The 20826-nt window shown below is 59.6% G+C and carries 20 protein-coding genes; 5 read left to right on the forward strand and 15 right to left on the reverse strand.

Going from position 1 to position 20826, the window contains the following annotated elements; all coding sequences use genetic code 11:
* Nucleotides 1–55: 55 nt before the first annotated feature.
* Entirely contained in the window at nucleotides 56–1741 is a 1686-nt protein-coding gene (locus B5V00_RS13080) for a L,D-transpeptidase family protein (protein WP_172399753.1), read from the reverse strand.
* Nucleotides 1742–1840: 99 nt separating this feature from the next.
* On the opposite strand from B5V00_RS13080, the gene B5V00_RS13085 reads away from it, so the two are divergent.
* The 4 genes from B5V00_RS13085 to B5V00_RS13100 are packed head-to-tail and all read left to right on the forward strand — an operon-like array spanning nucleotide 1841 to nucleotide 5431.
* Entirely contained in the window at nucleotides 1841–2650 is an 810-nt protein-coding gene (locus B5V00_RS13085) for a rhomboid family intramembrane serine protease (RefSeq protein WP_085011262.1), read from the forward strand.
* A 3-nt stretch (nucleotides 2651–2653) separates the two neighbouring features.
* Nucleotides 2654–3136, forward strand: coding sequence for a Cys-tRNA(Pro) deacylase (gene ybaK / locus B5V00_RS13090; protein ID WP_085011263.1), 483 nt, complete (start codon nucleotides 2654–2656; stop codon nucleotides 3134–3136).
* A gap of 25 nt (nucleotides 3137–3161) precedes the next feature.
* The gene (locus B5V00_RS13095; protein ID WP_085011264.1) at nucleotides 3162–3983 is read left to right on the forward strand and encodes an SIR2 family NAD-dependent protein deacylase; all 822 of its coding nucleotides are present in this window, start codon (nucleotides 3162–3164) and stop codon (nucleotides 3981–3983) included.
* A gap of 17 nt (nucleotides 3984–4000) precedes the next feature.
* Nucleotides 4001–5431 (forward strand): nicotinate phosphoribosyltransferase, encoded by a 1431-nt coding sequence (locus B5V00_RS13100; protein ID WP_085011265.1) that lies wholly within the window; start codon nucleotides 4001–4003, stop codon nucleotides 5429–5431.
* Nucleotides 5432–5466: 35 nt separating this feature from the next.
* Here the strand turns inward: B5V00_RS13100 and B5V00_RS13105 are convergent, their stop codons facing one another.
* Nucleotides 5467–6348 (reverse strand): DUF748 domain-containing protein, encoded by an 882-nt coding sequence (locus B5V00_RS13105; protein ID WP_085011266.1) that lies wholly within the window; start codon nucleotides 6346–6348, stop codon nucleotides 5467–5469.
* Nucleotides 6349–6469: 121 nt separating this feature from the next.
* On the opposite strand from B5V00_RS13105, the gene B5V00_RS13110 reads away from it, so the two are divergent.
* Nucleotides 6470–7228 (forward strand): arginyltransferase, encoded by a 759-nt coding sequence (locus B5V00_RS13110; protein WP_139800775.1) that lies wholly within the window; start codon nucleotides 6470–6472, stop codon nucleotides 7226–7228.
* Here the strand turns inward: B5V00_RS13110 and B5V00_RS13115 are convergent.
* The 13 genes from B5V00_RS13115 to fusA all read right to left on the reverse strand — a co-directional run bounded on the left by B5V00_RS13115 (nucleotide 7207) and on the right by fusA (nucleotide 20796).
* Nucleotides 7207–8397 carry a M24 family metallopeptidase gene (locus B5V00_RS13115; protein WP_085011268.1) on the reverse strand — a complete coding sequence of 397 codons (1191 nt, stop codon included), beginning with the start codon at nucleotides 8395–8397 and terminating at the stop codon, nucleotides 7207–7209. The genes B5V00_RS13110 and B5V00_RS13115 overlap by 22 nt on opposite strands.
* Before the next feature lie 486 nt (nucleotides 8398–8883).
* Complete coding sequence (locus B5V00_RS17225; protein ID WP_158247185.1) at nucleotides 8884–9033, reverse strand: hypothetical protein; 150 nt, start codon at nucleotides 9031–9033, stop codon at nucleotides 8884–8886.
* A 78-nt stretch (nucleotides 9034–9111) separates the two neighbouring features.
* On the reverse strand, nucleotides 9112–9414 hold the full coding sequence (locus B5V00_RS17000) for a hypothetical protein (RefSeq protein ID WP_139800776.1): 303 nt from the start codon (nucleotides 9412–9414) through the stop codon (nucleotides 9112–9114).
* 10 nt (nucleotides 9415–9424) lie between these two features.
* The gene (locus tag B5V00_RS13125; RefSeq protein WP_085011270.1) at nucleotides 9425–10201 is read right to left on the reverse strand and encodes a NapH/MauN family ferredoxin-type protein; all 777 of its coding nucleotides are present in this window, start codon (nucleotides 10199–10201) and stop codon (nucleotides 9425–9427) included.
* Complete coding sequence (locus B5V00_RS13130; RefSeq protein ID WP_085011271.1) at nucleotides 10191–10820, reverse strand: 4Fe-4S dicluster domain-containing protein; 630 nt, start codon at nucleotides 10818–10820, stop codon at nucleotides 10191–10193. The genes B5V00_RS13125 and B5V00_RS13130 overlap by 11 nt, the downstream gene beginning before the upstream one ends.
* Nucleotides 10820–13141: a molybdopterin-dependent oxidoreductase gene (locus tag B5V00_RS13135; RefSeq protein ID WP_085011272.1), complete on the reverse strand. Its 2322-nt coding sequence runs from the start codon at nucleotides 13139–13141 to the stop codon at nucleotides 10820–10822. Before B5V00_RS13135 ends, B5V00_RS13130 begins: the two co-directional genes overlap by 1 nt.
* 35 nt (nucleotides 13142–13176) lie before the next feature.
* Nucleotides 13177–13419 carry a chaperone NapD gene (locus B5V00_RS13140; protein WP_085011273.1) on the reverse strand — a complete coding sequence of 81 codons (243 nt, stop codon included), beginning with the start codon at nucleotides 13417–13419 and terminating at the stop codon, nucleotides 13177–13179.
* A gap of 66 nt (nucleotides 13420–13485) precedes the next feature.
* A complete protein-coding gene (locus B5V00_RS13145) occupies nucleotides 13486–14832 on the reverse strand; it encodes a multiheme c-type cytochrome (protein ID WP_139800777.1) in 1347 nt (448 codons plus the stop codon).
* Between the two features lie 280 nt (nucleotides 14833–15112).
* A complete protein-coding gene (locus B5V00_RS13150; protein WP_085011274.1) occupies nucleotides 15113–15823 on the reverse strand; it encodes a TIGR02266 family protein in 711 nt (236 codons plus the stop codon).
* Between the two features lie 91 nt (nucleotides 15824–15914).
* Complete coding sequence (locus B5V00_RS13155) at nucleotides 15915–16421, reverse strand: MogA/MoaB family molybdenum cofactor biosynthesis protein (RefSeq protein WP_085011275.1); 507 nt, start codon at nucleotides 16419–16421, stop codon at nucleotides 15915–15917.
* Nucleotides 16418–17413: a hypothetical protein gene (locus B5V00_RS13160; RefSeq protein WP_085011276.1), complete on the reverse strand. Its 996-nt coding sequence runs from the start codon at nucleotides 17411–17413 to the stop codon at nucleotides 16418–16420. Before B5V00_RS13160 ends, B5V00_RS13155 begins: the two co-directional genes overlap by 4 nt.
* A gap of 8 nt (nucleotides 17414–17421) precedes the next feature.
* Complete coding sequence (locus tag B5V00_RS13165) at nucleotides 17422–18681, reverse strand: SPOR domain-containing protein (RefSeq protein ID WP_085011277.1); 1260 nt, start codon at nucleotides 18679–18681, stop codon at nucleotides 17422–17424.
* A gap of 36 nt (nucleotides 18682–18717) precedes the next feature.
* Nucleotides 18718–20796, reverse strand: a complete 2079-nt coding sequence (gene fusA, locus B5V00_RS13170; protein ID WP_085011278.1) for an elongation factor G — start codon at nucleotides 20794–20796, stop codon at nucleotides 18718–18720.
* Nucleotides 20797–20826: the final 30 nt, after the last annotated feature.

Here is a 20826-nt window from a genome sequence, read left to right on the forward strand (position 1 = left end):
CACATCTCACATCTCACATCTCACATCTCACATCTCACATCTCACATCTCACATCTCACTGCCCTGCCAGCTGCGGCGCCGTGTCCTGTTGCGGCAGCCGTTTTTCCCAGGCGATCTCGAGGTCGGCGTCACGCTGGTAGACATCAGGGCGATACTGCACCCGACCACCGCTGTCGACCCAGGCCGTCCAGTAGAAGATATGAACCGGAATCGGTTCCGGCAGATCGACCTTGAGGGTCCGGTCGCTGTTCATCGCCGCCAGAATCCGCTCACAATCCCAGCCATCCAGTGACTGCAGCAGGTACTCGGCCAGATCGAGGGGACGTTCAACACGGATACAGCCCGAGCTGAAAAGCCTGGCGTTACGATCAAACAGCTGCGGGGAATCAGTATCGTGCAGATAGACCGCGTAGCGGTTGGGGAACATGAATTTGACCCGGCCGAGCGGGTTCCAGGGACCGGGACGCATGCGCAGTATGCCGGGGAAATTGTCGGCGTGGATTTTCGACCAGTCAAGTTTTTCCGGATCGAGCAGGCGCTCCCCCTTGCCGACCCAGGAAAGAATCTCGTAGTGATGGCGGGTCAGCCAGCCGGGGTCGCGGCGGATGATCGGCAGCTTGTCCTCACGCAGAATGGTTTTCGGCACATACCAGAAAGGGGCGAACTCCAGGTAACGCAACTGCGCGGAAAAGTTCGGTGTCTTGCGATAGGGGGTGCCGACCACCACCGGCATGCTCATCACTGTCTCACCATTCTCGACCACGTCCAGCCGGAAGGCGGCGATGTTGACCTGCAGACTGCGTCCGCCGAAGCTGTCCGGCTCGCTGCGCCAGCGCTGCAGGTTGTAACTGATCTGGCGGATCCTCGCCTCGACCGGAAGGTTCAGCTCCGCCAGGGTCATCGTCCCCAGCACGCCGTCCTCGCGCAACCCATGCCGCAACTGGAAACGACGGACCGCCTGCTCCGTTTCGGGTCCGTAGTTCTTCTCGTCCCAGGCCGCGTAGGGTTGCAGATCACCACCGAAAAAGAGCCGGTTGCGCAACACCGGCAACCGTTCATCCCGCATCCCCGGACGAAGCACCTCGCCCGCCGGAACCGTCGGCCAACCACCGTAAGCGGAGAGCGCCCGCAAGCGCTGCAGTTCATCGCGCAGGGCCAGATAGCCGGGCTGACGCGGTTCCAGGCGTTCAAGGCCGGCGGTTATTTGTCCACTGCCGAGGGCTTTCTCAAGATAGGGGACAAGACGATCAAGTCCCTTGCGGCGTTGACCGGCAACCGGTGGTATCCTGCCCCCGGAGATATCGACCGCGTAGCCGAAGTAGGCGTCGGTCAACAACAGGTCGATCAGCGCCTGGTAACGGGCATCGAACAGAACTTCGGACCGCAGGGAATCGGCCTCGTAACGAACCAGCGGCTCCAGTTCCTGCAGGTGGTAATGATCACTGCACAACCCCTTGTCGCCGCTGGCACGCAACACATCAAGCAACTGGTGCGCCATGGTGGTCAGACCGAGATTGTTCATCCAGGCGGGAACATGGTTCCGCTGCCGATAGAATTGCCGCAGGCGCGGATTCACAAGCAACTGCCGAATACCCGGCAATTCAACGGCCGGCGCGGCATCTTCCAGCAGGGAACGCAACTGTTCGCGAACTTCATCCACCAGCGGCGCGGCCATAACCGAACCCGGTCGACAGAAAGAAAACAGGATCAGGAACAGTAACGACAGAGCGGGGACCTTCATGTCTTCCAGAATACCAGAAACCACCGTTCCCGTTTGCCGCGGCTTGAAGAGCGGCCGCTTTTTTGTCATAGTGCTAACGACTCAAGCAGAAGGAACCTCATGAACCTGACTGAAATCTTTCGCGCTCTCGGCCTCAACACTCCCCGCTGGCAGTGGCGTGCCATGCGCTGGGAGCGCGCCCTGCGAAACCTCAAACGGGGCGAACTGCCGACCACCTCGATCCAGGTCAGCCGGACGCTGATCCTTGCCAACCTGGTCTTTTTTGTCCTGATGATTGTCCAGGGAATGCTCGCCGGACAGGGCCTGCGCCCCCTGCTCTCCCCCGACGGCTACCTGTTGATCCATGCCGGCGCCCAGTACTGGCCGCTGGTCCTCAGCGAGGGAGAATGGTGGCGCTGCATCAGCTACGCCTTCACCCATGCCGGGCTGATCCACCTCGCTTTCAACATGGTGGTTCTCTACCAGGTCGGTCCGCTGGTCGAAAGCGAACTCGGTCCCGGTCGTTTCCTGACCCTCTACACCCTCTGCGCCCTGACCGGCTCCTGGGCCGATTATCTCTGGCATCCCCTGGCCCCGGTGGTCGGCGCCTCGTCCGCGATCTTCGGCCTGATCGGCTTTGCCGCCGTCCACTATCACCGCCTCGGTGATCCCGGGTCCATTCAGCGCCGCAACTTCATGCTGCAATGGGCGGTGTTCGCCTTTATCTTCGGGCTGCTGGTCGGGGCCGACAACGCCGGACATGCCGGCGGCGTCATCGGCGGGGTGATCTTCGGGCTGCTGCTGCCGATGAGCTGGCAGTTGCGGCGCGCCACGAACAAGCTGTTCCAGGTTCTCGGCGGCGTCAGCCTGCTGGTTCTGGTCGGCAGCCAGCTGATGCTGATTCTCTCCTGGTTTCAAAGCAGGGGATAATCGATGGCCAAGATCAAGTTTCCGGTCACCCCGGCCGTCCGCCTGCTGAAACAGCACCGGGTCGCCTTCATCCCGCACCTCTACAGCTACCAGGAGAAAGGCGGCACCGCCGCCTCGGCCCGGGAACTGGGGATCGACGAACACCGGGTGATCAAGACCCTGATCATGGAGGATGAACGACGGCAGCCGCTGATCGTCCTGATGCACGGCGACCGGGAAGTCTCAACCCGGCAACTGGCACGCACGATCGGCTGCAAATCGATCCAGCCCTGCGCGCCGGAGGTCGCCAACCGGCATTCCGGCTACCTGGTCGGCGGCACCTCTCCGTTCGGCACCCGAAAACAGATGCCGGTCTACATGGAGGAAAGTATTACGGACCTCGAAACCATTTACCTCAACGGCGGCAAACGCGGATTCCTGGTCGAGATCGCCGCAACCGATGTGACCCGCCTGCTCGAACCGCGACCGGTCCGGGTGGCCATCTGATCAGGAACCGAAACGGGAGCACACGATGACAGAAGCAGTTCAGAAAGCGGCGGAGATCCTGCGGAAGGCCGAAGCACTGGTCATCACCGCCGGCGCCGGCATGGGTGTCGACTCGGGCCTGCCCGACTTCCGCGGCGACCATGGCTTCTGGAACGCCTACCCCATGTACCGACACCTCGGCATCAACTTTGTCGGCGCCGCCAACCCGGAGCATTTTGAACGCGACCCGGCCTTCGGCTGGGGATTCTATGGTCACCGCACCAACCTCTACCGCGAAACCAAACCACATGCCGGATTCGATCTCCTGCAATCCTGGGCCGCGCGTTTCAATCTCGACACCTTTGTCGTCACCTCCAATGTCGACGGCCAGTTCCAGAAAGCAGGGTTCGCCGAGGAGCAGATCCTCGAAGTACACGGCTCCATCCATCACCTGCAGTGCCTGATTCCCTGCAGCAACGCGATCTGGCCGAACCGGGAAGAGATAGCGGTCGACTTCGACTCGATGCGCGCCGACCGGGTGCCGCAATGCCCCCATTGCGGCGGCACGGCGCGACCGAACATCCTGATGTTCGGCGACTGTTCCTGGTTGCCGCAGCGCAGCCACGGTCAGCAGATGCGTTTCGACCTGTTCTGCGACCAGCACCGCGACCGGCGGCTGGCGGTGGTCGAAATGGGCGCCGGAACCGCCATCCCCACCATCCGCCATATCAGCGAAAGGCTCGGCGGCCGGTCGAACGCCGGGGTGGTCCGCATCAACCCGCGCGAGGCCCATATCCGGCCGCCGCACATCGGTCTACCCTGCGGCGCCCTCGAAGGCTTGCGGGCCATCGATCAACTGCTCAGCTGACAATCGAAGGAGTTGCCATGAAACCCTCAGCCCTGCTCACCGACCTTTACCAGCTGACCATGCTGGCCGGCTACCGGCGGGAGGGGCTGGCGGAACGCCCGGCGGTCTTCGACCTCTTTTTCCGCGATCTTCCCTATGGCGGCGGCTACGCCGTCTTTGCCGGGCTCGGCCCGGCCCTCGACTACCTGGCCGAACTCTCCTTCAGCGAAGACGACCTGGGCTACCTCGCCTCGCTGCAGCTGTTTGACGAAGCCTTCCTCGCCTACCTGCGCGACTTCCGTTTTCGCGGCCGGGTGCTGGCGCCTCCGGAAGGCAGCATCGTCTTTCCCCATGAACCGCTGCTGACCGTGGAAGCCGGCCTGGCCGAGGCGCAACTGGTTGAAACCGCCCTGCTCAATATCATCAATTTCCAGACCCTGGTCGCCACCAAGGCGGCCCGCGTCAGCCTGGCCGCCGGAGAGAGTACGGTTCTGGAGTTCGGCCTGCGCCGCGCCCAGGGACCGGACGGCGCCCTGTCGGTGGCCCGCGCCGCCTGTATCGGCGGGGTCGGCAGCACCAGCAACGTGCTGGCCGGCAAACAGTTCGGGCTGCCGATCAGGGGAACCCACGCCCACAGCTGGATCATGGCTTTCGACGACGAACTGAGCGCCTTCCGCGCCTACGCCGAAGCCTTTCCCGACAACTGCGTGCTGCTGGTCGACACCTGCGACACCCTCGGCAGCGGGCTGCCGAACGCCATCCGGGTGGCAGGGGAACTGCGCGCCAGGGGACACGAACTGCTCGGTATTCGGCTCGATTCGGGGGATCTCGCCTGGCTCAGTCGACAGGCCAGGCGGATGCTGGATGAAGCGGGTTTCCCGGAGGTCAGGATCGTCGCCTCCAACGAACTGGACGAAGAGGTGATTCACGCCATTCGCGACGAGGGTGGCTGCATTGATATCTACGGAGTCGGTACCCGGCTGGCAACCTGCGCCGGAAAGGGGGGCGGAGCCCTGGGAGGCGTCTACAAGCTGGTTGAAATCGACGGTCGGCCCAAGATGAAACTGACCGCCGACATCACCAAGGCGACCCTGCCGGGTCGCAAGATCCTGTGGCGGCTGAGTACCGCGGAGGGGCGTCATGTGCAGGATGTGCTGACCCGACCGGGGGAAAAACCAACGGCGGGAACGACCGTCTTCGATCCGACCAACCCGGCCCGGACTCGGACACTGGAACCGGACCTGACCATCCGCGATCTACGGCAGACAGTGATGAACAACGGACAGAAATTGCTACCGACCGAGCCCCTCGCCCGCCTCGCGGAACGCTGCCGGACCGGCCTTCTCGCCCTGCCGAGCGGAACCCTGCGAACCACCAATCCGCACCGCTACAAGGTATCGATCAGCCCGGACCTGCATGCCCTGCGGAACAGGTTGCGGACAGCAATGGAACATATCCCCGGAGACTGACAGTTCCCTGAATCAGTGAGCTTATGGCCCAGCCGTTACTTGCTGCCGCCGAACAATCCCTTGACCCCTTTCAGGACCTTGTCGGCCTCCTGCTGAACCTTGTCGGAATCACCGGCGGGCAACTGGACCTTGTCCAACTGTTCCTGAACTTTGGCGGCAGCCTTCTCCACCTCGACTCCGGCCTTGCCGATGACCTCGGTCCTGATCGTATCGAGCCCCTTGAGTTCACCCTTGAGCAGGTTGGAGAGCATTGGCGAGAGGCTGCCGCTGCTGTTGGCCGCGGCATCGAGAATCGCCTGCACCACCTTCTGGATCATCTCCTCCATCGGCATGCCGCCCTTGTCGGCGCCGAGATTCTTCAACTCGATCTTCGGCAGCACCAGGTTGATTTTCGAAGACTGTCCAAGAGCCGCGAGATGGGCAGTAACCCGGACATTTTCAATGGTGAAACGATCAACGATGAATTTCTTGCCGCTCCCTTCGGATGCCGCGGGCGCTTTTCGCCCCGAAGAAGCACCGCCGGAAGCAGCCTTGGCGTTTCGCAGCAGGGGCTGGATATTGTTCTTCTTGCCGTCCTGCTCAAGATTGACGACGATATCGGCGAGGCGCACCTTCGGGATGCGAATGGTGTCGCCGGTCAACGATCCGAGCGAGACAGCCACTTCACCGCTGCCGAGACTGAGAAATTGATCTCCGCTGAAACCGGGCGGGTTGGCAACCTTCAACCCGGTGAGTGAGGCCTCGCCTCCGAACAGCGAAATATGAATCTGCTGCAGGCTGGTCGGCACCCCGAGAGCCTGACTGCCGCCGTATTCAATCGCCTTCTTGGCAATCGTGTCGACATAAAACAGCACGCCGGCAAACACCGCGACGACAACGACCAGCAAGGCAACCAGAACTTTTATCAGACCCTTCATCTCTCAAATCTCCTTTTGAAAGAATGTACTTGTCATTATCCGCGTATTTATCCTGAACCCTGACTCAAGCCTAATCTTTCCGCCCTGAATTGCAAGCGTCCGATTTGCCGTGCGGAAATCTGTGCTACTGTTGAATATCATGCAGATTCTTCAGAACCCCAGCTGTGAAATTCCGGAAGACTGTCCCTATCTTCCCGGTCGACCGAAATCATCCCTCTCGTTTCTGGCCAGGAACCTCAAGGCAGAGGAACTGAACCGGTTGCTGACACGGGGATGGCGCAAATTCGGGCCCTATTTTTTTCAGCCGGCCTGTCCCGGATGCCGACAATGCATTCCGGTGCGGGTACCCGTCGCCGACTTTCGACCGTCACGCGGCCAACGACGGGTGGAGAGAAAAGGGCATTGCGTCGACGTTCGTTTCGGACCACTGCGCATCACAGAACGCGCCTTCGAAATCTACCGGGAGCATTCTCTGCGGCGTTTCGGAGAAGAGGTCGACCGGGATAGTTTCCTGATGCATTTCTATTTCCCTTCAGGACCGGCCCTGCAGAGTGAATATCGGCACAACGGACGGCTGATCGGCATCGGCTATCTCGACCGGAGCAGTGAAGCCCTGAGCAGTATCTACTTCTGCTACGATCCCGAATTCAGCCACCTGCGTCTCGGAACCCTGAGCGTACTGCACGAAATCAGCTACACGCGACAACTCGGCCTGCGTTACTACTATCTGGGATACTTCGTCCCGGGAGCGGAACGGATGGCGTACAAGGACAGTTTCCGCCCGCGCGAGCACTATGACTGGCAGGGTCGTTGCTGGCAGGACCCGGAGCAGACAGAGCAATGCCCGGCAGAGCAGGATCAGAGAATTCGCAGCGACTGATCGGAGTAGGTCAAGGATTTCAACCCGTCACCTGAAACCCAGAAGGTGTTCTCGATACCGACGGCGCCGAGACCGGGAAAAACAACTTTCGGCTCGAAGGCAAAGGTCATTTTCTCTTCGAGCAGTTGATCGTTGAACCCGCGGGCGATAAAGGGATATTCATCCAGTTCCACCCCCACCCCGTGGCCGATGAAAGACACCCGGGCATTGCCGGCACCCATGAAGTGCTCACCGTACCCGAGCTGCCGTGCCGCCTGCAGGCAGGTATCGTAGATCGCCCCCCAGGCGACCCCGGGGCGGGCCTGCTCCATCAGCAGCTGCTGGATCTGCAACATGTCGGCAAACCCCTTCTCCAGTTTCGGATCAAGTCCGCCGATGCAGAACAGCCGGGTCTGATCAACCATGTAACCGTCAAAACAGCTGACGAAATCAACCAGGACCGGCTCTTGAGGACGGATCTTCTTGTAACTGGCGCCTTGGGCAAAGGAAGGATTCAACCCCATCCCCCCGAGCGGGGTATCGCTGCCGGTCGGAACCGCGCTGTCGGGACCGGAAAAGGCATGACCGAAAAAGATTTCACTGTTGAACCCGCGCATGCGGATATAGCCCTGGTGCCCTTCCTTGCGAGCATGAAATTCCAGCTCCGCCGCCAGTTCCAGGTCGGTGATACCCTCGCGGATAACCTCGGCGGCACGCTGGTGAATCTTGTCAGCGATCAACGCCGCGTCCTTCATGATCGAGATCTCGTAATCCGACTTAACGGCGCGAACCCCACGGATCAACGGCGTGGCATCTCGAAAATCACACCCGGTCAAGACCTTTTCCAGACGACGGAAAAACGCAACCGGCAGCACATCGAGTTCCAGGCCGACCCGTTTCGGCGTCGCGTAGCCGAAATCCGCCAGGACACCGGGAAGATCACGTGGACTGCGCAACGGCACCAGGTGCTTGAGTCCCGATTCCATCCTTGCCCGGCCGAAATCCCTGCGCACCAGATAGAGCGGTTCCCCGTCAACCGGGATATAGAGCAGCCCCTGCTGGGTGGCGCCGGAAAAATAAAACAGGTCGGCGTTCTGGGCCAGAATCACGGCATCAAGGCTCTCTTGCAGCATCAGCGACTGCAGCCGCTGAAAACGATCGGTCAATTCTGTTGCCGGTGTGATACGCATCGCTTCTTCCTTTCCGGGCAAACCCTCCGGAACCGGCAGCACAGGCTGTCGGACCGGACGTATTCTGACAAGCCCGTCAGCCGTATGTCAACGCCAATTACGCAATTTTTCAATGACTTTATAAATATAGTGATTCTTTAATAATTGCAATTTATCGCAGACCTTGGGTGCTGCCGGTTTTCTAGGCAATTCGCTATTTCCGCCGTTTTCTGAATGCACTTACAGCCGGAATGAGCAGTTGTCAACACCCCTATCCACAGAATCTTGTGGATGGAAAACGTATGCTGTATACCTTTGACCTTGAGCTTCCCAAAAATGACCAGCGAACCTATGGGTGCGCTTCAAATTTTTGGGAATCCCATTCAGGCCAAGCACTTGCACTCTCCATCCGACAGGAACTCACGGATTCAGGTTTGACAGAAAGAACGCCGACCCCGGAAAAAGGTCGGCGTGATGGATGACGCGGACAGCAATCAGGAAACGGGTTCAGCCGTCCTCGTCATAACGACAACTGAGATCCTCACCGGCGAGCAGGCCTGAACAGTCGGCACAAACCGGCTCACCGTTGTCTTCCCGGATCAGCAGTTCCTCTTCCGGATAGAGCATGTGACAGCGACTGCAGCGTTGATCAGCCATGGCAACTCCTTTTGTGACGGGCCGAACCAAACTCGACAGGAAGCCAACTTTTATATTATCCCATGCAGCAGCCCGTTGTTAATAGCTTGTCGAGAAGGGCTTCACGTCACCGGTCCCGGGGATATGGCACTGGCGACAGTCGACATACTGCGGATGCTCTGTTTTTGGGGCTCCATTGTCGCCGTTGCGATGACAACCGAGGCAGGTATCACCGCCTTCATCGGCAGCAACATCATGGGGAATCAGGGGGGGATTTCCAGTCGACCCCGCCGGTACGGAAAGACTTGAATCAGACACCGCGGGCGCAGTCGGCTGCGCAGTCTGGCAGCCCCAGAACAGCGCTAACAGCAGGAATGAAATCAGAGTCAGGATAGTTTTCATCGTATTCTCCTTATTTGAGAGGATGTTGAAATCTCATGTTCAGAGCACCGGTCGGACAGGCGTCAAGGCAGGCACCGCAACGGGTACATTCTCCGGAGACAACATGGCTCGTCCCCTCGACCAGCGGCGCGTCCAGCACCTCGAAAACGAAGCAACTCCTGCGGCAACGATCGCAATGGGTACAGGCTTCGGCCCGATAACCGATGCGCAGCGGACTGACCCGCCCCGCCAGGCTGTAGAAGCCTCCCAGAGGGCAGAGACTGCGACACCAGAAACGCCGGACCAACAGCACCTCCACCAGTAAAATCGCCGCCACCAGCAACAGATCACTGGCTGGCCCGAAGCTCAGGGCGCGGCTGACAATGCCGATCGGGGAGATGGTTTCGAATGCCGGTATTTTCAGCGTCAGGCTGAGCAGCAGCACCACCAGCAGGGCGATCATCTTTCCCCGCAGGGGCCAGATCCGGAGCTGGCGAGTACTCGGCAGGTATTCGAACACATCGGTTACCAGTCCGAGCGGGCAGACCCAGCCGCAGAAGGTCTTGCCCCCCAGCAGTCCGTAACCACCGAGGACCAGCAGCGCCCCACCAAGCAACGGCAGCGCCACGGTACCGGTCAACAGCAGCACCTGCAGAGCGGCCAGGGGATCGGAAAGCTTGAGCCCGAGCAGCGACGCCGACTGCAGATTGCCCTGAAACAGCCCCCAGCCGAGACATGGGGTGAGAAGCAGGCCTATCACCGTCAACTGCACCACTCGCCGCGCTAGAGTCCAATGATTAACCTTCATAGAGACTCTCCGACGGAGGCTGCAGCGGGCCGACGACAATTGCCGGCCGATCCAGCACGCAGGCCTGTTCACAGATGCCGCAACCGGTGCAGTGTTCCTTGTGAACCACCGGTTCAAAGATCGCGTGGCGACCGGTACGGGCGTTGAGATAATTCTCGATGGTGATCGCCTTGTCGAGCAACGGACAGGTACGATAGCAGACTTCGCAACGCAGTCCCTTGAGCGACAGGCACTCCTGTCGCTCGACCAGCACCGCGGTGCCGATGCGGGTCTTGACGGCATCCTGTAGCTGCGGATCGAGAGCGCCGCTCGGGCAGGCCTTGACGCAGGGCAGGTCGGCACAGAGCCGGCAGGGATTTTTTCGCGCCCGGATAACCGGCGTGCCGAGAGCAATGCCGGCGTCGAGTCGCCCCATATCGACCGCCCGATAGAGACAGGACTGAGCGCAGCGTCCGCAGCGGATGCACTTGCGCAGGAACTCCTGCTCCTCGACCGCTCCCGGCGGCCGCAGCAGCCAAGCATAACCGGACCCGGAACGCAGCAGCAGATACCCCGCCGCGGCTCCGGTCAGGGCGGCGCGCACCCCGGTTATCACGGCTCGCCGACGTTCTTCCGACATCAGACTTTTTCGACTTTGACCGCGCACTTCTTGTAATCCGGCTCCTTGGAAATCGGGCAGAGGGCGTCCAGAGTCAGGTTATTGATCATCTTCTCCTCATCGAAGAAGGGGACGAAGACGCTGCCCCGTCCCGGCACGCCGCGCCCGCCGACACTGGCCTTGAGTTCCAACTGCCCGCGGCGGGTGGTAAGACGAATGCGGTCACCGTTCCTGATCCCCAGCTCTCCGGCATCCTCGGGGTGCAGCTCGCAGAAAGCCTCCGGTACCGCGCGATGCAGTTCCGGAACCCGGCGGGTCATGGTGCCGGTATGCCAATGTTCCAGCACCCGGCCGGTACAGAGCCAGAAAGGATAGGCGGCATCGGGCGGCTCGGCAGCCGGCTCGTAAGGACGGAAATAGATGGCCGCCCTCTTGCCGTATTTCTTGGCCTTGTGAAACTGGATACCGGCCCCCTTGTCAACCATGGGATCGTACTTCTCATTGTAGCGCCACCGGACGCTCTTACCGTTGATGTAAGGCCAAATCACCCCGCGTTCCTTCTGGTAGAGTTCGTAGGGAGCGAGATCTTTGCCGGTGCCGAGACCGAACTGGCGGTACTCTTCAAACAGCGCCTGGTGCAGCGGCTTGTCTTCCGGGTACTCGAACAGCTTGCCGAGCCCCATGCGCCTGGCCACCTCGATGATCTGCCAGAGGTCCTCTTTCGCCTCACCGGGAGCGTCGGCCAGCTTAAACCAGTGCTGGGTGCGGCGCTCGGCATTACCGAACATCCCCTCTTTCTCGACCCACATGGCAGTCGGCAGGATCAGGTCGGCGACCTCGGTGGAGCGGGTCGGATAGGCTTCCGAAACAACGATAAAGCGTCCCGGCTTGCGTGCTCCCTTGCGGAATCGATCGACGTTGGGGGCCGCCTGGAAGGGATTGTTGCACTGCACCCACAGAAAGCGGATGTCGCCGCGATCGAGCGCCCGCAGCATCTCGGTAGCATGGAAACCAGGCTTGGCGGAGATCTTCGAAACGGGGACATTCCAGATTCTGGCCGCTTTCTCACGATGCTCCTTCTTCATCACCACCATGTCGGCCGGCAGACGATGGGCGAAGGTGCCGACCTCACGGGCGGTACCGCAAGCCGAAGGCTGGCCGGTGAGACTGAAGGGCCCCTGCCCCGGCTGGGAAATCTTACCTGTCAGCAGATGAAGGTTGTAAACCAGCTGGTTGACCCAGGTGCCGCGCACATGCTGATTGAACCCCATGGTCCAATAAGAGCAGACCTTGCGCTTGGGATCGGCATAGAGGCGGGCCAGTTCTTCCACCTTGGCCGCCGGAACCCCGGAAATTTCTTCGACTTTTTTCGGCGTATACTCGGCGATCATCTCTTTGTAGGCCGCGAAGTCGATCATCTCCTCCTTGTCCCTAAACTTGAAGCGATCCTCGGTACCATAACCGATGTTGGTTTTCGCCTTCTTGAAGACCACGTTATTGGCAATAAACTTCTCATCGTAAAGCTTGTCGCGGATTATGACATGGGCAATGCCGTTGGCCAGCACCAGGTCGGTTTGCGGCCGGAAGCCGACATACATATCCGCTTCCTGGGAGGTGCGTGTGAAACGCGGTGCCAGATCGATGATTTTAACGTCGGGATTTTTCACCCGGTTGGCAGTCATGCGCGAGAAGAGGATCGGATGACACTCGCTCATGTTGGCGCCCCAGAGGAAAAAGGTGTCGCCGAGATCGAGATCCTCGTAATTGCCCATCGGTTCATCCGAACCGAAGGTCTTCATGAAGGCGGCGACAGCGCTGGCCATGCAGAACCGGGCGTTCGGATCGATGCTGTTGCTGCCGATACCGGCCTTCATGAACTTGGCGGCGACATAGCCGTCCTGGATCGTCCACTGGCCGGAACCGAACATGCCGACCGCCTGAGGACCAAAGGCCCGAATGGTGTTTTTGAGCTTGTCGGCTATCGTATCCAGGGCCTGGTCCCAGGAAATCTCAACGAACCTGTCCCCCTTGCGCAACAACGGTTTGGTCAACCGGTCCGGGCCGTAAAGAATCTTGGCGAGAAAATAGCCCTTGATACAGTTGAGCCCCTTGTTAACCGGCGCCTTGGCATCGCCACGGGTCGCGACCACCTTGCCGTTCCGGGTGCCGACCAACACCCCGCAGCCGGTACCACAGAAACGACAGGGGGCTTTGCCCCAGGTCAAACCGTCGTCGGCAGCTGCAGCCCGTTCCGCCAGAAGCAGATTGACTGGCAGGCCGGCAGCCGACAGGGCGGCGGCCGCCGCAGCTCCCTTGATAAATTCCCTTCGCTTGAGCGTCATATCCCGATCCTTTCTCCACGCAATCGCCGCCTGTTTCAGGCGTCGACCATATCTTCGAAATTGTGATAGGCGAGAGTCAGATCCGCGACCCCGTCGACCTCACGGATGCTTCGGGTCAGTTCTTCCTGGACCTCGAAGTCCGGAGCGTCGATCACGGCTACCAGCTTTCCCTCGGTACGTTCCGTCATCACTTCAACCCCCTGCAGACGATTCAGTTTCTCGACAACTTCGTTGTCGCGCGTGGCGTCGATGCTGATAACAACTCCACTGACCGGCATGGCTTTGTCCTCTCATGAAAAAGGGGCGACCGGTTCGCCGGTCGCCCCTGCTGTTGTTGACCGCTGTCAGTCAACCTTCTGCTGGTAACGCTCCTGGTAATACTTCTTCATCTCCTGGATCCGTTTTTTATCGAAGCCCTTGGTGTACCACTCATGCTCCTTGCGGCCATCGATATACTTGGCGATGATCTGCTTGTAGACCTCGGGCTTGCCGGCCTTCTCGCAGGCTTCCTTGGCCTCGGGCAGCAGTTCGGTATAGAAGTGCTTGGCCACTTCGTAGATGCCATGCCACCAGGCGTAATCGGGACCGCTCATGGCGGCGCCGTGACGGGCGCGGCGGCCTTCATGATGCCAGAGTTCCCAATAGATCCAGTCAATCTTGTCGTCGAAGTTGGCCTTGGTCAGCACACCTTCCTTGATCAGCAGGGCGCGGATTTCCCTGGCCGGGATAGCGAACTTGTTGTTGTAGAACTCGACGAACTCGTCCAGCTGCTTGTAGAACCCGTCGACAAACGGACCGGCATGGCAGGAGGAGCAGACGTCTTTCATCGCCTTCAGTTTCTCGGGGCTGTTGGCGGTCCGCTTGGAAACCGGAGCCCGCAGGTCCCAGGAGAGCCGGGTACCGACATCATGCGTCACGCCCTGATTGCGGGTGGCGCTCATGTGACAGGTGGCGCAGGTCGCGGCATCGAAATAATCCTCACCGGAGACCCACTTCGACTTGTCCATGTTCATGTCATCTTTAAAGGCCCGATAGAGAATGCCGTGCTTGGACTCTTCGTAAACCTCCTTCTGCGGATGATCAGGGCCGAGATGACACTTGCCGCAGGTCTCCGGCTGACGGGCCTGTTCCTTGCTGAAACGATGGCGGGTGTGACAGGCGGAACAGGTCCCCTTGGAACCGTCCGGATTAACCCGGCCGATACCGGTATTGGGCCAGGTGCCGGTATCAAGGGTACCGTCGGCATTGACCTTGACGATGGAGCCATGACACTGCCGGCAGGCAACCGCGACCGCCGGTTCACCGCCGACGGTCTGGCCGAGAATACCGTCCTTGGTATTGAGAATATCACCGGCCTTGGCGTGATGACTGGCCTCCTGCTCGGCGGTTTCCTTGGCATGGCACTGGCCGCAGTCACGCGGAGAGACGATGATCGCTACGGTAAAACCGTAGTGATCCATGGCGTCGGCATCGGTCTTTTCAGCCTTGTGACACTCGTAACAGCCGACCCCGGAACTCCAGTGGGCACTCTTCTCCCACTGTTTGACAATACCGGTCGTCGTCGAAGAATGACACTCCAGACATTCAGCCGTCTGCTTCGAAATCCGGTCCTTGGCCACAGCGGTGAAAGCGCCGCAGAACAACAACGCCGTCAGCATGGCCAGAATTGATACAACCGCACTCTTCTTCATCGTTTTCCTCCTGGGAAGGGTTGGCCCCGCGGGGCGTTCAAACTTCTTTAAAGGGGTTATCGGTACAAGACAGGAATGTGCTTAACCACATTTGGAAACATTAACAGCCATTTCGATTTACGCAATTGATCCAGGTCAAAAAAGAACGATTGGATTTGCAACTTTTTTGCATCCTGTCAAGTCACAGCAAGGCGAAAGGACTGCAGAGGGGCAGGACAACGGGACAGTGTGGAAACCGAGCCGTGGGGAAACTTTCCGGGAAAGTAGCGGAGAGACGGAATCAGGTTTTGCGGAACGCGGTCTGTACGAAATCCCGCACGGCCTGCAGATCGGCGAGAGACAGATCGAGAAACTGCACACCCATGCCGGCCGGCAGATGGGGCTTGGTGATTCGCTTCGGATCATTGATCCAGGCAACCCGAGCCTGGCTGACGATCGGTTCGGAGCGATTGGGAAGATTGAATTCAAGGGAGAGAGGCGAGCCGGGCGGCAGTGGATTGGAGGTTTCCAGAAAAACTCCTCCGGTACTGATATTCAGGCTGTAGTCGGTCAACTCCCGCTTCAGCCCCTCGCCGTAACGCACCTGCAGCCGGGCATCGACCCGCGGTGCCTGGCGCTCACTCAAACGCAGGTAACGGCTGGCCGCGTCGACGAACTGATGACGGTTGATCGGCTTCAGCAGCAGGTCGTCACAACCCGCCGCCCGGCAGCGTTCAAGATCGGCCCCACGCCCACCGTGGGTCACCATCAGCAGGGGGATATCCGCCAGTTCCGGATCGGCCTTGATGGCTCGACAGGCGGCATCACCATTCATCTCCGGCATGAACAGATCCATGAATATCAGATGCGGCTTTTCGCGACGGGCCAACTCGACCGCTTCAACACCATTGCGGGCAATCAGCAGATCGACCTGTTCACGCCGGAAAAAGGTCTTTTCCAGTTCAAGAAACAGTTCTACGTCATCCGCCAGCAGGACTTTTTTCCGTTCCATGGTCAGTCTCCATCAACAACATGGTGAATTGCCGCACCCCTCATAGTCTCTTTTCGGATGGGGAGGAGGAAATCTTTACCATGATCGGCATTCAGCGGGCACAGTCGCTCGGATCGCCTTTGAGCTTGGCCAGGGCATGGGGCAGAGCCGGCAACAGTACGGCAAAGTTTTCCCGTACCGCTTTCGGGCTGCCCGGCATGTTGGCAATCAACGTCGTCCCGCGCAGGCCGACCACCGCCCGTGAAATCATCGCGTGCGGCGTCTTTGCCAGGCTCGCGGCACGCATCGCTTCGGCCATGCCGGGAACCTCACGATCAATCACCGCCAGGGTCGCCTCGGGGGTGACATCGCGGGGACTCAGACCGGTACCGCCGGTGGTCAGCAGCAGGTCAAGTTTACGGTTGTCCGCCCAGTCCCGCAGGGTGGCGACAATCAGGGGAAAATCATCAGGTATCATTTCGTAGCAACAGACCGTCCCCAACTCGGCGGCCATCTCCCGCAGGATTTCGCCGCTTTCATCAACCCGTTCCCCCCGCGCTCCCTTGTCGGACAGGGTCAGGATACCGACCCGATATTCAGCAACGGCATTCTTCGTCATTTCTTCTTTTCCTTCGCCATGATCATCCGCCGGGCATTATTGACGATCACCTGGGTTACATTTCGGCTCTTGGAGAGTTCCCTGATATCTTTGTCGGTCAAAGTACTCATATAGCGGAGGGCCTTGGGCAACGGCGTGCGCGGATTCATCACCAGCGCGCGGCGGATTTCGTAATTCTTGACCCATTCGCGGTTGAGATTGATCAGGCGGATCAGCTCTTCGTGGGCACTGCGATTCTTGGCCACCATGAGAATCTCCCCCTCGGTGATGCGCGGGTTCTTGATCACCGCCGAACAGACCAGCTTGTTGGAATCCTTGATCAGCAGATTGCGCCATTCCTTGTCACCGGTCAGCGCCGCCTTGATCTTCTCCGAAACACCGAACTCGAGTGCCAACTGGTATTTCGACTTGACCTCATCATCCATCTCTTCGATTTCGGCGGCATGATCTTCCCGCTGCTTCTGCTCCTCTTCGGTTGGTTCCGCCTCGGGGTCTTTCCAGCCGAGACGAAACTTGACCGCCTTGTCGGCGTCGGGATTGGCAAAGATCGCGTTGATGATCTCAGGCTCGCGAATCAACCGCTCATCGTTGTTGGCAATCAGCGAGAGCACGCTCCCGGTCGCCCGGCCGGCGACATGGATCAGGGTTTCATCGCTGATTTGAGAATGGGTCAGGACAATCTCCATCAGCGCCAAATCATGAAGATGATAACGCGCCATGAAGTCAAGCAGTTGCGGATGGGCACCGGCATCGAGAGCGACCGGCTGCAGGATGCTGCCCGGCAGGGCGCGGAAAGTCTGCAGGGCCGACCGACGGATATCCCGGTCTTTGCCGTGAGCCAGGAAGAAGAGGGTTGTCACCAGGTCCCTGCCGCTTAACGGCAAGGCCCCCCGGGCCGCTGACAGCTTCAGTTCCCGGGGGGCTTTGGGGTCGACGACACGGGCCACCTCGGGGGAAACCTTGAGGCGCACCGTTTTTTTCTGTGAGGTCATTGCGGAACTCAGATGTTTCGAAGGGCGATAACCCGGGCTTCAAGACCGGCTTTTTTTGCCTTTTCAGCCGCGGCCCGGGCACTTTCCCGGTCGGTAAAGCCGCCGAGGCTGAGACGATGCAGGGGCACATCCACCTCGACCGGAACCTCGTCGACATGAATCCCCTTCTCCCACAACAGATCGGCATAATGCCGCGCCTTATCGAGATCAAGATAAGATCCGGCATAGACACCGAGCCGGTCGCCCTCGTGCAGCACGAAGGCATCGGCATCTATTTTTTTCAGTTCAGCCAACTTCCGGCGTCCCTCCTCCGGACTGAAGCTGCCGTACTTGAGCCGTGTCATCGAAGACTTTTTCCTGGCCTCCGACAAGACCGGCGTGAAGCCGAGTTGCCGAACTTTTTTCTCCGCCGCGTGCAGGTTGCTCTTCAGCAGAAAGGCCCCCACCTGCACCCGGTAACGGGCGACGGCCCTGGCCGGGGCAGGTGCCCGTTTTGCCTGCTTCGACACCGCGGGCACCTTCACAACCGCCTTTTCCAACGATGCCGCGGGTACCTTTTTCACCACCGGCGAAGACGACGGGACGTGTTTCCCGGCGTCCGGTTCGACGGTCTTTTTCCCGGTCGCGGCGGCGACCTTCACGGGTCCGTCCGCCGGTTCCGGTTTTGTCTGCGAGGAACGAACCGTTTTTCCGCTTACGGCGACATCCGCCGCGGCCGTTTCCCCAACCGCGGCCCTGGGAGCAGCCGAAACCGCCGGCAGATTCGATGCCGTTTTTTTCTGCGGCGGTACAATCGGCTGTTTCGCCGAAGATTTCACCACCGGCATCCGGGTGGACGAGGTGTCGTTGGCCGGCAGGGTAAAGAAATAGAAACCGAGCGCCCCGGCCAACAGCAGCACCAGCACCAGCAACACCAGTTTCGCCGGTGAACCGCGACGCACGGGAGGCAGGACTTCTTCCTCACCGGGATCGAAGATGACCTCCGCGTCCCCGGCATCTCCGAACAACGGCTCCGCTTCGACCTCTTCCTCTTCAACAGCCGTTTCCGGAGGGAGGACCGGTTCCTCGACCTCAAAACCGGTTTCCGCCTCGTCACTGATCAGCACCTCATCATCGGCGATAGTAAAAAGCTCCTCGCCGAAGAGATCGCGGTCTTTCGGGCCATCCCCGGACTCTTCATCGGTGACGGCAAGGGTAAACTCCTCTTCTTCCGCACCAGACGCCTTTTCCGTTTCAAACCCGAAATTTTCGTCGTCACGTCCACTCATAACAGCTTCAACCCTTCCATCAACAGCCGTCCCGGGTCAGTCCTCGGTCTTGCTGGCGGCGACCACCTTGGCAGCCATGTGCGAGGGGACTTCTTCGTAATGGGAAAATTCCATGGTAAACAGCCCGCGATCAGAGGTCATCGAACGCAGTTCCGGTGCATACTTGAGAACCTCGGACATCGGCACCTGGACCTTGACAATCTGGTTGCCGCCCTGCGGATCGACACCGAGAACCTTGCCCCGTCGCGAGTTCATGTCGCCGATCACATCGCCGACGCAGTCATCCGGGACGGTGATTTCCATCTCCATGACCGGTTCCAGCAAAACCGGGTTGGCCGCTTCCATCGCCTTCTTGAAGGCCATCGATCCGGCAATTTTGAAGGCCATCTCGGAAGAATCGACGCTGTGGTGCCCTCCGTCGAAAAGGGTGATGCGGAAATCCTGCACCGGGTATCCGGCCAACGGTCCCTTGCGCATCGTTTCCTGGATGCCCTTGTCGACAGCGGGAATGAACTGTCTCGGGATGACGCCACCAACGATCTTGTTGACAAACTCGTACCCTTCTCCACGGCCAAGCGGCTCAAGTTTGATGGTGACATCGGCGAACTGCCCCTTGCCGCCCGACTGTTTCTTGTGGCGGTAGGACTGCTCGACCGTTTTCTTCATCGTCTCGCGATAGGGAACCTTCGGTTCCTTGAGTACCACCTCGACGCCAAACTTGCGCTGCAGCTTGTCGCAGGCGACCTCGATATGGACCTGCCCCATCCCCGAGATGATCATCTCCTTGGTTTCCTCGTCACGCTGCACCTGCAGGGTCGGATCCTCTTCCATGAGACGCTTGAGCGAACTCATGATCTTGTCCTCATCCCCCTTCGACTTGGCTTCGAGAGCAAAGGAAATAACCGGCTTCAGGGCCAGCGGGCTTTCATACTGGACCGGTTTTCCGCCATCGCAGAGGGTGTCGCCGGTCATCGTCTCCTTGAGTTTGGCCACGGCAACGATATCCCCGGCCTCGGCTTCGGTCGTCGCCTTCTGTTTCTTGCCCTCCATCTCGTACAGGGTCGCGAGACGCTCGGTGCAGTCGCGGTTGGGATTGAAAACCACGCTGTCCGATTTCACCTTGCCGGAATAAACCCGGAAGAGGGTCAGCTTGCCGGCGTAAGGGTCACTGATGGTCTTGAAAACCATGGCCGAGAAGGGTTCGTTCGGGTCGGGATTGCGGGTCACCTCGTCGCCTGACTTGGGGTCAACGCCGACCTGCGTTCCCTTGTCGAGCGGAGACGGCAGACAGGCGACGATGTAATCGAGCAGCTGCCGGACCCCGATATTGGCCGTGGCGCTGCCGCACAGAACCGGGGTAAAAACACCGGTCAGGGTCCCTTCCCGCAGACCACGGTAGATCTCCTCATTGTTCAATTCATCGGTGTCGAGATATTTTTCCATCAACTCGTCATCCGATTCCGCCGCCGCTTCGACCAGCATCACGCGCAGCCGCTCGGCCTCCTCGCGATATTCGTCCGGAATCTCCTCTTCGCTGTAGGTTCCCTTGTCGTCAAACTGGTAAATCCGCGCCTTCATGTGGATCAGGTCGATGATCCCCTTGAAGTTGTCTTCGCTGCCGATCGGCATGTTGACCGGAACCGGTCGGGTTCCGAGATTCTTTTCCAGTTCGTCCAGAGCCTTGAGATAGTCGGCCCGCTCGCGATCGAGTTTGTTGACAAAGGCGATACGCGGCACCTCGAATTCATCCATCCAGCCCCAGATCCGGTTGGTCGAAGCCTTGACGCCGTCAACGGCGGAAACCAGCAGCACCGCACCGCCGAGGATGCGCAGGCAGTTGCGGGTATCGTGGAGAAAGTTGGTGTAGCCGGGAGTATCGACGATGTGCAGGCCATGGCCCTGCCATTCACAGTGATGCAGACTTGAACTGATGGTGATGTGACGCTTGACTTCTTCGGGTTCGAAATCCATGGCGGAGGAGCCGTCATCGACCTTGCCGAGACGATCGATCATCCCGGTGTTGAAGAGCATTGCTTCCGTCAGCGAGGTCTTGCCGGCGTCTCCCTGGGCGACAATTCCGAGGTTTCTGATGTTTTCAGTCGCGTACTTTCCCATGGTCACTCCTTTACTCCCGCAACGGCGGGG

Origin of the sequence: Geothermobacter hydrogeniphilus (assembly GCF_002093115.1) — a bacterium.
Lineage (GTDB): Bacteria > Desulfobacterota > Desulfuromonadia > Desulfuromonadales > Geothermobacteraceae > Geothermobacter_A > Geothermobacter_A hydrogeniphilus.